The following is a 13015-nucleotide window of genomic DNA, read 5'->3' as shown; positions in this document are numbered from 1 at the left end:
GAGGGAATGGCTGTATTTTATGCTGGTAATGTCAGCGGCGACAGTTGGTTGTAAGGCAAAGCCTCTGCCTTAGCGGCGGTATGCTGACCTCAAGCTAAAGCTTGGCTGCAGAATTAATGAGCCCTCCGCCAGCGCAAGCTAAGCGCTTAGCTGCAAGACTAGAGTTACAACAAACAAGCCCCCGGAGCTTTAGTGAGCTTCGGGGGCTTGTTTGTTGTTGATTTTGGGTTGATCTTGCGTTTTTTTGCAGCTAACTCTGCTCCTGTGCAGATAACCAGTGATGTAGTTGCGAATGAAGTGGAATTTGTACCACTAATTAGTCTCTCCCGGCCTCGGTGTACGTGTTAAGTGGAATTAGTCCCACTAATTTGGAGCCGAGAGCCCAAAAACAGCAGATCTAGCAAAATTAAGTGGACAAATTCCCACTAACAGCCAAGATTCAAAAATTCGCGGCATATTAAGTGACTTTTTTCCACCTAATCTGCCGGGAGGAGTTGCAGGGATACGGGAAGATAGAGGTAGGTAGGTTTCCCCTCTAACATTCCAGCGCAAAAAACCAGGAATTATTACACCATCCATTTTATGGAGCACTTCCCTATCTCCCACTGAGATAAATCTGCTATTCTCCTTGCTGCGCTAGAGCTTGAACCGGGCAAGCTCCTTCTGCAAGCTCTCGGCAAGGGTCGCCAGGTACTGTGCCGACAGTGACATTTCTCCCATTGCGGTCAATTGCTCCTCGCTGGCTGCGCTTGTGTTCTGCACATCCTCCGCACCCTTGCGCGAGACTTCGCTTGCCTGCTCCATCGCCTGCGATACACTTAATGCCTCCAGCGAGACATTGCGGACAGCCAATCTGATCTCTTCCGTCTGCCGCGCGGCGTTTTGGATTGAGGCCTGTATCTCCGAAAAAGCCCGGGCGACAACCTCACTCTGGGTCACACCGTGTGCAACTAGCTCCGACCCAAGCTCCATAGACTGCACCGCGCTTCCGGTTTCCCGCTGAATATGTGTGATGATGTCTGTAACCTGCAGCGAGCTTCTCCCCGTCGCTTCCGCCAGCTTGCGGATTTCTTCAGCGACAACCGCAAAGCCCTGCCCGTGCTCCCCGGCTCTGGCCGCTTCAATAGAAGCATTCAGCGACAAAAGATTCGTCTGGGTAGCAATCTCGTTAATCGTTGTAATAATTGTATTGATCTCACCCGATAAGCTGCCCAGCTTGCTTACGATTTCCCGGCTGGACAACACGCTGGAGTTGATTTCCTGCATCTGGGTAAGAATAACCTCGACAGCGCCAGCGCCGTTATCTGTTGAAGCCGCAGCCTGGTCCATCAGCCCGGACATTTCATTACTGCTGCGCTCGACAGCGGCAATATCCTCCGCCATCCCCTGCACAGATTGGGCTGTACGGTCAATGGTCTCCGCCTGCACACCGAATGAGGCGGTGATTTCGCCGGAGGTGTCGGCAATCATCTGCGAAGCGCGTGCAGTCTGTTCTGCACTGGCGCTCATTTCCTGTGAGGAAGCCGACAGCATCTCGGAGCTTTCCGATACTCCCTGCATCATGCTCTTCAGGCTGCCCAGCATGGTATTGAAGGAGTTGTTGATTTGACCGATTTCGTCTTTGGATTCATAGGATGCCATCGCAGTAAGGTCTCCTGCTTCTGCGCGTTTCATAAGCTTCTGCAAATCCCTCAGCGGCTTTGCAATTAATCGTGCGATGTAGAAGCCAATCCCTACCGAAAGCAGCCAGGCGGCAATAATGAGCAGAACACTTGTGGTGGTGGAGCTTTTGACGCTGTCCAGCGTAACCTCGTGATGCTTCTCGGCATCCTTAACCAGCAAAGCGGCTGCATCCTCAAGCAGATTCACCATCGTATTCCGCGCTTCACTGAAGCCGCTTGCTGAGAAAATCTGATAGCCTTCGCTGGTGAGATTTTTATCCGCAAGCTGGATGATGCTGTCACGCTGCGACCGATAGTCCGGCAGCAAAGACAAGTATTCATTGATCTTGTTCGCAATCGCTTTATCGCTGAATGGAATAGCCTTTAGCCGGGCCAGAAGATCATTGTTTTTCTCGATATTGTCCTTGATGGCCGCTGTAAGCTCTTTGCTCTTGGCTTCATCCTTAGTAATCAGATCCTCCAGGAGGAAAGACTCAATCGCCCGGTTGTTCCCGCGTATTTCCGTAACGAGATAAATCGGCTGCAGATTCTGGTCATAGGTTTCCTTGGATCTGTCAGCCATTTGCCTGGTAGTGATAATGCCAGCCGCTCCGATAGCAAACAGCATGCACACAAAAATCGTCACCAGCAATATCATTTTATATCTAACCTTGAGATTTCTCATTCCCTGTTCCCGCCTCTTTCATATCCTGCTGTACCTATATTCATCGGAGAAAAAGGTCGAAAGTATGATATGTAGAGTGAAAATAATGTCGAAAAATCAAAGATAATAGTATTTTTTGTGACTTATTGACTAAAAAAGTAGAAGCGAAAGGATAGGAATACTGTAAAGCACTGATTTCACTCCTGCAGCAGCCCGTATTTTTTGCGGAACCGCATCAGGACTTTGGTCCAGCCTCCGGCCAGAATTGCCAGGAAAAAGACATTGGACAGCGCATGCGCCAGATCCAGATAAAAGCTCGAAGCATAGGCAGCAGCCACAAGTCCCCAACTGAACGCATCAGGCAGGCTGATCAGATACCAGATATTCATGATCCAGCCGAACAGAAAGCCCCAAACGAAGCCGAACACAAGCATTCCGCCTCTTTTTTTCATCCACCAGGTATTCCGCAGCCAGCCGGCAGTCAGACCCACCATGCCCCAGGCGAACATTTGCCAGGGCGTCCAGGGCCCCTGTCCGAAGTAGATATTCGACACAAGGGCGGCTACCGCTCCGATAATGAAGCCTGCCTCCGCCCCGAAGACATAAGCCGAAAGAATCACAATGGCTGAAACAGGCTTCACGCTGGGTAATGCGGCAAAAGGAATCCGGCTGACTGCCGCGAGAGCGGACAGCACCGCCAGCAGCACCAGCTCCCGCGATTCAAGCGGACGCCGCTCCAGACGGATGAATAGCGGCAGCAGCGTCACGATCAGCAGCACCAGGCTAAGCAGCATATAATGGCGGTCTTTCAGCGCTGCCGTGAGCGCCAGGCCAGCCACAAACAAACCTAAAGCAATCAGGAGCGGGAAGCGAAAGCGGGCCACGTGCTCATCACATCCTCTATCGTCAAGGCTTGCGGCAGCAGGTCCCGTACCATCCGGTTGACCACTGTCGTATAGAAATAGTTGCTGCTGAAAAATTCGGCCGGAGTCCCCTCCGACGTAATGCCGCCGTCAAACAGCATAGCACAGCGGGTGGCATATCTCGCCGCAAACTCGATATCATGGGTTACAAGAATGATGCTGACCCCTTGCCCGCGCAAATGCTTGAGCAGGGCGGCCAGCCTTTCTTTGGCTCCGGGGTCGAGGCCCTTGGTCGGCTCATCCAGCAGCAGGATACCTGGGGACAGCAGCATTACCATCGCAAGCGCCAGCTTCTGCTGCTGTCCGCCGCTGATATCCTGCGGATGGCTCTCTAGTATGTCCTGCAGCTGAAAGCTCTCCACCAGCTTGGCAATTTCCTGCCCGACGTCCTCCTTGGACAATCCGGCATACTCCGCCATGTGCTGCAGCTCCTCCTGGGCCGTGTCGTAGCTGAAATAGAGCAGCGGGTTCTGGGCCAGGAATCCGGTTGTAATGCCTTTAGCCAGCGTTACTTTGCCGCGCTGGGGCTTAAGCAGCCCGTTCAGAACATGCAGTAGGGTTGATTTCCCTGCGCCGTTCCCGCCCATAACCGCCAGCAGCTCTCCCCGGTACAGCGACAGCGACAGCTTCTTCAAAACTTCCGCTCCGTCCTTCTCGTAGCGGAAGGTAACCTCCCGGCAGCTCAGCAGCGGCTCGGATGAGGGGGCTGGAGTGGAGCTGTGAAAATCTCTGGCGGGCTGTGAAGCTGCTGACGCAGCGTTCAAAGAAACGGGAGGCTGCGGCTTTCGGGTGGAGCCAGGTAAAGGGGATTGCGGTGAGGTTACAGCGGAAGCAGCGGCGGAACCCGCTAAGTCATGGATACCGGAGCCGTCCTCAGCAGTGGCGGTGCTCGCTAAGCCGTGTATACCGGAGGCGCTCTCAGCAGCACTGCCGGAGTCGGCTTGGGCTACGAAGCCAGCGGCGCTTACCGCAGTCTTCCCGGCCTGGGAATGCAGCCAGCGCTTCCCTTCCCGCACGGTCAGCGGAGTGGACTCCCGCGCTGCAGACACTGCTTCCGGCGCAAGCGCAAGGTACAGGCGCGAGGCGGTTGGCAAATACGCCTGGTGCGCAGACTGCGGCTCCTTGCCAGCTTCACGCACCAAATCCCTGGGCGGCCCCTGGAAGCGCAGCCCGCCATCTTCCAGCAGCAGCACCCGGTCTGCCAGCGGCAGCACCTCCTCCAGACGGTGCTCGCTAATGATCACCGTCACGGACATTTCCTCATTCAGGCGGTGCAGCGTCTGGATGAACTCCCGCGCGGCGACCGGATCAAGCTGCGAGGTCGGCTCGTCCAGCAGCAGCAGCTTCGGCTGAAGCAGGAGGACGGAGGCCAGGTTCAGCAGCTGCTTTTGCCCGCCGGAAAGCTCATGCACCGGCTGATACAGCAGCGGCTCCATCCCGAACAGGCCGCAGATCTCGGCAAGTCTGCTGCGCATGACGGCGGGCGGAAAGCCCATATTTTCCATCGAAAAAGCCAGCTCATGCCACACGGTATCCATTACGATCTGCGCGTCAGGGTTCTGGAACACCATTCCAATCTCTCCGGCAGCAAGGTCGGCAGGCAGTTCCGCCAACGGCTGGCCCTTGTACGCGATAGTCCCGCTAACCTTGCCCACTGGCGTTAGCTCGCGCTTCAAATGGCGCAATAGCGTCGTTTTACCGCAGCCGGAAGGGCCGCAGAGCACGACGAACTCGCCCTCTTTTACCGTAAATGAGAGCTCATGAAGCGAGTCTCTGTCTTCCTCGGGATAGCTGAAGGATAAACGTTCCGCCGCGAGGATCTCCATAACCATTTCTCCTTTCCTTCCAGCGCCAGCGGCGTCAGCACGAACAAGCAGAAGCTTGCATACATTGCGGCATCGCCCCAGCCAAAAAACATCGGCTTCATGCGCGGATAAATTTCCAGCATTCCGTAGCCCTGCGTCCAGAACAGCAGCGGAATTAGTCCGCTGACCGCCAGCAGCAGCAATACGGCTTTATCCAGCAGGTCCAGCCTGTAAGCTCCATATACAGTGCGTTTCCGAACGCCATAGCCGCGCGCTTTCATGGAATCAGCCGTTTGCAGTGCCTCCTCCAGCGACCAGGTCAGCAGCACTTTGAGCAGGGTCATGCCGTCTTTCATTCTTTTGCGCAGACCGCCCGTGTGAATGTCTACTCCCCGTGTCCGCTGAATCAGGGTGATCTGCCGCAGACGCCGCTGAAACAAGGGTACAAAACGCAGCGCCATCAACGTCAGCAGTGTCGTCCGTGGCGCAGCCGCTGCGAACAGGTACATGAATTTATCTGCCGTCACCGTGTAGTTGTAGGAGATAAACAGAACAAAAAGGGTCAGCAGCACAGCCGACATCATCAGCCCGTACAAAACGGCCTCCAGTGTAACCGGCTGATCCATAAAATAAAACAGGATATGCGCGCCCCGGTGTGAAAATAACGGATTCAGCACAGTCACAGAGCCGGCCATCAGCAGATAAAAAGGCAAGCCGCGCAGCAGTTGACGCCCCTGTCCCTGCAATAGCAGTAGGACCGCCAGCCCGGCAATCTCCGTTGCCAGGAAAAGCGGATGAAACACCAGAACGGCGAACAGCAGCAGTCCTGCGTAATACACCAGCGCTACCAAAGGATGCATGGAGCGGAAGCCGCTGTTCATTGCACGTCAGCCCCCACATCCTTGCCGAGATCAAGCGTGTACAGCCACTCGACAGTATCACCGGGGTTCAGCGTATAGCTGCCCGCGCCTTTGCCCGGAACTTTTCCGTTGACCTTGTATATCCAGCCGCTCTCCGGGCCGTGATCAAATTCATACAGATTATCAATGCCTTCTACATAGGCGAAGCTTTTGGCTCCCTGGTATTCCATTTGGATTTTTTGGCTGCGGGTGATGCGCTTCAGCAGGTCGAGCACACTCTCCCCTTTACGGATTTCAACGGCGGCTGCCGGCAAAATCGTCCCATGCTCGCTGTCTCCGACAATGGAGAGCGTGACGGTGTTGACAGCTTCGGCTGGCTTCGCCGGAGCTGCTGTTGGAGCGGCCGAAGGCTTCGGAGCCGCTGTAGGGCTTGCCGGGGCAGCGGCCTTGGACGTTGCCTTCGGCTTTGCGCCGGCGGACGGCTTCGCGGACGCGGCGGGCTTGGCAGGCGCTGCGGGCTTAGCCGCAGCAGCTTTGGCGGGCGCCGCGCTTGCGGAGGCCGCGCCGGGTTTTGCCGCGCCAGATGCCTCCGGCGCGGCAGTGCCGCCCGTAACGGGAGCCTGCTCCGTTACGGCGGAAGCGGGCGGCGCAGAAGCAGCCGCCCGAACAGGCGTCCCGGCGGATTCTGCGCCGGACGGTGAAGCCACCGTGCCGTCCGCTGTGGCGGAAGGCACGGGGCTGCCTGCGGCGTCCCCGGTTACCGGGGACGCTGTGCTTATGGGCTGCGGGCTCTGCACCGCAGCCGATCCCGCGGCGGGGCTCTGCTCCCCGCCGGAGCCGCAGCCGAATAGCAGCAGCGCGGCGGCCAGAAGCAGCAGCGGATAGATTAGCCATTGCTGGATGGACTTCGACATGAATTTGGACACCTCCGGGTAAAAAAGGGAAAGGAACGAGGGCAGTCAGACTGCTCCCCCGTTCCGTTTCTTTTGACAATATATTATGCGCCGGGCTTGCAAATTAAGGCAATCTTACGGCTACAACCGCAGCCATTTCCCGGGTCACAGCCGCTGCGGGATCAAAGGCTCCGCCGAATCCGGTCATATAACCCAGCTCCGTTACGGAACGGACGGCAGATACAGCATAGCTGCTGATCCGGCTTTCATCGGAGAATTTCCCGGCCTTAGCCGCTGCTCCTGAAGCTGCACTCTCCAGCTTGAACGCTCTTGATATCATAACCGCCATATCCTGACGGGAGATGATCCCGCTAGGATTAAATGTTGTCTCCGTAACCCCATCGACAATACCAAGCGTCTTCGCTTTGGCCACCACTCCATAATACCATGCGCCGGGCTTCACGTCGCTGAATACCGAAGCTGTTCCCGCCGCAGCCGGTTCATTACCGGTAAGTCTCAGCAGCAGGGCCGCAAATTCCGCACGGGTAATCTTCTGCTTCGGCGCAAAAATCAGGCTGTTCACGCTGACGCCTTCCATCAGCTTCTTGTCGTAGGCCTTGCGCACCGCGTCCAACGCCCAGGCTGAAATCTGGCTTTCATCGGTAAAGACTGCACCAACAGATACACCAGACGGTGAAATACTGAACAGCTTGGCTTCTCCCGTTAAATAACGCTCATAGGCGGTCAGTGCAAGCAAAGCCTGCTCCGTAGCCACACTGTTCGCGGGTTGACCCGCTGTGTGGGCATATCCGCCGTCCGCCTGACGGAAGGAAGCCAGATGGCTGAGCAGTCCGCCTTTGGCTTTTACAAACCGGGAATCATTCGGACCGATGCCCGCTGCGGCCAGTGCAATGATAACCTGCGCCGTGCTCTCACTGTTCTCAACACCAGCCTGCTTGTAGCCGCCGTCTTCCTGCTGCTGCTGCGACAGCCAGGTGATCGCTTTGTTCATTGCGGCTGCAGCCGCAGTCTGATTCGTGTGTGACGAAAGCGCAGTAACCGCCATTGCAGTAATATCCGGATCAGTGGCTCCGCCTGCCGTCAGCGGGAAGCCGCCTTCCTTGCTTTGCATAGCCAAAAGGGACTCAATCAGCCGCTCTTTGGTCCACTGCGCACCAGACGGCACACTGTAGTTTCCGCTGTCCAGCGCAATCAGCGCAAAAATTAGCCCGTTGCTGCCCTGGTTCAACATATTGCTGTTGTTGTAGATTTTCTCAATCAGATTATAGCCGCCGAACTTCTGCGGATCTGCACCCGCAGCCGCAAGGCCCAGCACCAGGCGCTCATAGTCTGTAACCTTGCGGAACTGTCCGTTGCTGTCAGCAAGCTGCGCCTTCACTCCCGCAAGGTAAGCAGCAGGCACTGTATGACCCGAACGGGCCAGGCCCACCGCCTGCCAATCGCTAAGCTCTGCGGTCGCTGCAACTCCCTTGGCGGTAGCTGCAATATCAGTCCCCAGCTTCTCCTGCTGCGGTTCCCATTTGCTGCGGTCAACCACGGCATAATCCGTGAAATGACTGACCTTGCCGGTAATGACTCCTGTCTTGACATCCAGTACGGATGGAACCGGAATCCAGTATCCTGTAGCCGGATTCAGCCAAGCCAAAGCCAGATTAGCAGGGTTGTATACGGCTACTGGCACAGTAATGGACAAATCAACCGGCTTCACAAATTTCGTGCCATCCGGGCCGAACGTATACAGTCCAGACACCAGCTCCTTGCGGCTGGAGTTTGTCTCCTTCATGCTGATCTTCACCGTACCGGATACCGCCCCGGCCGGAACGAGCAGTTGTACTTCACGGCCGCCGTCCTTCAAGGCTGCTGCCGAACCCGGAGTTACCTCCTGCTCGAAGGACGCCGTGTTCGCGGTTAATTTCTGACCCAAAGCGGCTGCTTCAGCTGCCGTCATTGGAGCGCTCTGATTCGTAACTGCTGTAGTCTGTCCCACCTGATTCAGCGGAAGATTATTGTCTGCCGTAATATCTACGGTTCCGATACTTCCCGGAAGGCCGCCTGCAGCTGGGTCAACAGTGTAATCTGTCGTGTAGAACCAGACCAGAGCATCGCCATTGCTTAATTTGTAGTCGCCGGCACTGTAGCCTGGCTCTGTACCATTTACGGAGTACTTCCATCCACTGTTCGGCCCACGGTCGAACTCCTTCAGGCCGTCGATTGAAGTGACATAGGGACTTCCTCCGGAGGTTGTGCTTGCCACTCTGCTTCCCAATTGGCGGACCAGCAGGCTGTATGCCGTCTCGCCAGCATTCAGAACCACTTGAGTGCTGGGCAGAATCGTTCCCTTGGCGCTGTCGCCAATAACCGAAATCGTTGCCGCTGCCGGCTGAGGCACCACTACCGGATCGGTCACTGTAAGCGGCTGCGTATAGCGGGCAATGCTCGGCGTGCTGTCCGCAACATATCCGGTTACAGCGAGCGTGTATGCACCCGCAGGCAGACCTTTTTCAAAGGTAGCAGTACCCTGCTTATCTGTAGTTGCGGTTGTACCGCCAATCGTTACTTGCACGCCTGCTGCCGGTGTAACCACCGGGTCAGAGGTAAAGGTGGTATTATTCCATACCCACTGCTTCTGCGCAACCGTAACGGTGAACTTCTCACCAGACTTCGGCTGTGCCGGAGAAACCGTGAGTGAATTTACAACATGAGTGTTGTCACCGGTATAGTAGACCAGCACCTTGTCGGACTGCTGTAATACAAAATCATTCAGCCCTACCTCGGGATAGATCCACTCCCCGCCGCGCGAGACTGCAAATCCCCAGTAAGCTTGCTTGCCGTAGGTTCCATTCTCAATTCCGTCAATGCCCCATACAAAGATGCCGAAGGAAGATTCCGTAATCTTCAGCGGAATATTACCGGATGTAGCTAGCTGCTGCAGTGCGTCAAACGCATTGTAAGCTTCCAGCGTGCCACTTGCGACCGGTCCCTGCGGACCTTCAATGGACAGATAAGCTGTCACATTGGCCTGGGCTACTTTGAGGGATTGCGTATGACGGGCAATCTTCGGCGTGCTGTCCGCAACGTAGCCGGTCACCGCTAGCGTGTATATTTTGGCGGACAGACCATCCTTAAAGATAGCTGTACCTTGACCATCCGTAGTTACAGTTGTACCGCCAATCGTTACCTGCACCCCTGCTGCCGGGGAAGTCACCGGATCATTGCTCAATGTGGTATCATTCCATACCCATTTCTTTTGTGTAACTGTAACGGTAAAAGCTTCTCCCGGCTTTGGCTGCGCTGGAGCAACCTGCACCGTATTGACCACCTGGGTATCCCCGCCGGCATAATAGACCAGCACCCGGTCAGAGGCTTCCAGAACAAAATCGCCCATCCCGACAGACGGGTAGATCCATTCGCCGCCGCGCTGCACTGCAAAGCTCCAATAACCTTTATACGTTCCACTCTCTATTCCATTAATCCCTGAAACATAGCTGCCAAAAGAGGACTCTGTAATTTTCAGCGGAATATTGCCGGACGCAGTAAGACTCTTCAGTGCCTCCAGCGCAGTATACGCCTTCAGCGTGCCGTCAATAACCGGACCTTGCGGTCCTTCAACCGACAGAGTGGCTGTTACATTTCGTGCGGTAACCTTTAAGTCTTGCGAATATTTGGCGACACTCGGAGCATTCCCCGGAATGTAGCCGGTCACGCTCAGTGTGTAATCTCCCTCAGGAAGACCCTCTGCAAAAACAGCCTTGCCATCCTTGTCCGTAGTTACCGTCTTACTCCCAATCGTCACTTGCACACCGGCGGCATTTGCCGTTACCGGACTGGGGGTGGATGTGGCATTGTCCCATACCCATGTTTTTTTGGTGACATTGACGGAAAAAGCTTCCCCTTCTCTTGGCTGCGCCTTGGAAAGGGTAACCTTATCTACCAGCTGCGTATCGCTTCCCGCATAGTAGACCAGCAGCCGGTCTGAATCCTTCAGCTTGAAGTCTTTCATTCCGACATCAGGATTCACCCATTCGCCGCCGCGGGATACCGCGTACATCCAGCCGTCATAGCCGCCGTAGGTTCCGGCTGAGATACCGCCGATGCCTGTAACATAACTGCCGGAAGGATTTGTAAGCTTAAGCCCCTTCGCCAAAGCTACCTTCTCAAGCGCGTCGAGAGCATTGCTGGCATAGGCTTTGCCTTCGCCCAGTGTTTGTTCCGGTCCTTCGATCACCAGCGGCACATAGACTAGCGGATTCTGCGCTACCGGTTTGGAAAAGTCATACAGCTTGCCGTTTGCCCCGCCGCTGAACAGGTTATAAGCCACCAGCGCCTGAAAAGCCTGCTCGGTAGCCAGCACATTAGCGTTGCCGCCCTGCGTATGGGCGAAAGCTCCGCTTGCGAGACGGAAGCTTAGCAGTCGGCCTACAAGCTCCGTTCCATTCTTGGTGAACTCTGCACCGGCAGGGTCCACTCCGTAAGAAGACAGGCCGATAATGGCCTGGGCCACACTTTCGCTGCTATCTCCGTAGCCGCCGTTGCTGCCCTGCTTGGCAGACAGCCAGGCTACTGCTTTTTGCCCTGCTGCTCCTGCAGCGGGATCATTTTTATGCGCAGCCAGCGCCGTCAGCACAATCGCTGTCATATCCGGGTCGCTCGCTCCCGGCAACAGCGCAAAGCCGCCGTCGCTGTTCTGTTTGGACAGAATTTCACTCAGCAGTTTTGCCTGATTCCATTTGGCATCGGCTGGAGGCGTATAGCTGCCCGAATCCAGCGCAAGCAGCGCGTATACCGGAGCATTCAGTGTCTGGCCGCTGATTTTGTCGCTATTATAGATGCGCTCCAGCAGATTATAGCCCGCTGCCGAGCCGCTGCCCGCAAAGTTCGTGGGGTCACCGCCAATCGCCCGCACCGCGAGCACTATCCGCGCATAGTCCGTAACGTTCGGGAAACTGCCCCCCGCCGTCTGCACCTTCTGCGCGAGCGCCTGAGCATAGCTCTCCGGCACACGGTAACCCGCCTGGGCCAGACCGATAGCCTGCCATTCGGATGCCACACCGCCGCCCAGAATATACTCGGCAGCCGTATATGTAGCTTGCGAGACCGTAACCTCTCCACCGGATGCCGCCGCCGCATTGGCTACGGCTAAGGATTCCTTATTTGCAGAAGCATCTGCCGCATATACGGCTTCCGTAACACTGTTAACTCCTGTAGTTGCGGAGGACTCTGCTGCGGCAAAAGCCTCTCCCGCTGGAACAACAGCATTCCCTGTAATCGAAAGCACCAGCAATAAGACCAGACCAAGCGTAAAGGACTTGGCAGATAAAATTGTCTTCATCTTCAACCTCTTTTCTATAAAATGGATTGCACCGCGCAGCAGTAGAACAACTGCTGCAACATAAAAGACCGCCCTCGTAAAGGGCGGCCCGGGAAGAATACAAATTAAGGCTGCAGTGCTCAAAGCTCCGTACGCAGTCCATCTGCAATGTTCCCCATTCTCACCCCACGAAGAATAGAAACGGTTAAGAAAAAGGCAGGTCTCCTGGCTTATGCCTCATCGCTGCTCTTGGCCTTCCCATCCTTCTCCCCGGACAGTGGCCGCTCTAAGAGCCGCTCCGCATTTACAGTGGCGGGACCGCGCCGGATTTGCACCGGCCTTCCCTTTTAAGCTGATTCTATTGTTTTCACGAATAGAACCCGCACCTTTTTCAATAGCTTATAAAATTTTAATATTCTTAATCATATCTAGTATTCCCGTGTATGTCTATAGAAAAGCTGTTTCATCGCCGCAGCGGAATGGGAGTGGTGGTAAGTGGTGCGGGGAGTACCTTGGGTAGCAGATCGGGGCGAAAGTGGTGCGGGGAGTACCGTGGGTAGTGGATCGGGGCGTAAGTGGTGCGGGGAGTACCGTGGGTAGCGGATCGGGGCGTAAGTGGTGCGGGGAGTACCGTGGGTAGCGGATCGGGGCGAAAGGGGGTGCATAATGGGGAGTGGCACGAGCAGGGCGCTGGGCAAGCGGCTCGGCCGGCAGAAATAGTTGGAAAAAAGTACACTAATTCCTCCAGCACCGTCTCCAGGGGGAAAATAGGTGGAAAAAGTATCATTAAAACAGCGTTTCTCCCCACCAAAGGACGAAATATGCTCGATTAGTTTACTTTTTTCCACTTAATACTGAAATATCTTGATTGTTACTTGAA

General features: G+C 55.6%; 6 protein-coding genes and 1 riboswitch. All 6 genes read right to left on the bottom strand.

The features are described 5' to 3' along the window. Window positions 1-636: 636 nt before the first annotated feature. Window positions 637-2346 (bottom strand): methyl-accepting chemotaxis protein, encoded by a 1710-nt coding sequence (locus AC0LWN_RS22980; RefSeq protein WP_474669434.1) that lies wholly within the window; start codon window positions 2344-2346, stop codon window positions 637-639. Between the two features lie 176 nt (window positions 2347-2522). Further along, window positions 2523-3209 carry an ECF transporter S component gene (locus tag AC0LWN_RS22975; RefSeq protein ID WP_458966207.1) on the bottom strand — a complete coding sequence of 229 codons (687 nt, stop codon included), beginning with the start codon at window positions 3207-3209 and terminating at the stop codon, window positions 2523-2525. Next, window positions 3182-5074, bottom strand: coding sequence for an ABC transporter ATP-binding protein (locus AC0LWN_RS22970; protein ID WP_474669432.1), 1893 nt, complete (start codon window positions 5072-5074; stop codon window positions 3182-3184). Before AC0LWN_RS22970 ends, AC0LWN_RS22975 begins: the two co-directional genes overlap by 28 nt. Then, on the bottom strand, window positions 4990-5934 hold the full coding sequence (locus AC0LWN_RS22965; protein WP_474669430.1) for an energy-coupling factor transporter transmembrane component T: 945 nt from the start codon (window positions 5932-5934) through the stop codon (window positions 4990-4992). Before AC0LWN_RS22965 ends, AC0LWN_RS22970 begins: the two co-directional genes overlap by 85 nt. Beyond that, window positions 5931-6827: a DUF4430 domain-containing protein gene (locus tag AC0LWN_RS22960; RefSeq protein ID WP_474669428.1), complete on the bottom strand. Its 897-nt coding sequence runs from the start codon at window positions 6825-6827 to the stop codon at window positions 5931-5933. The genes AC0LWN_RS22965 and AC0LWN_RS22960 overlap by 4 nt, the downstream gene beginning before the upstream one ends. A 103-nt stretch (window positions 6828-6930) precedes the next feature. Beyond that, the gene (locus tag AC0LWN_RS22955) at window positions 6931-12156 is read right to left on the bottom strand and encodes a DUF4430 domain-containing protein (RefSeq protein WP_474669426.1); all 5226 of its coding nucleotides are present in this window, start codon (window positions 12154-12156) and stop codon (window positions 6931-6933) included. Between the two features lie 177 nt (window positions 12157-12333). Then, window positions 12334-12540: riboswitch (cobalamin riboswitch) on the bottom strand. Window positions 12541-13015 lie beyond the last annotated feature (475 nt).

This window comes from Paenibacillus sp. sgz302115 (genome assembly GCF_056120445.1).
The sequence above is the reverse complement of the archived record's forward strand: the minus strand, read 5'-3'. Positions and strand labels throughout refer to the sequence as shown.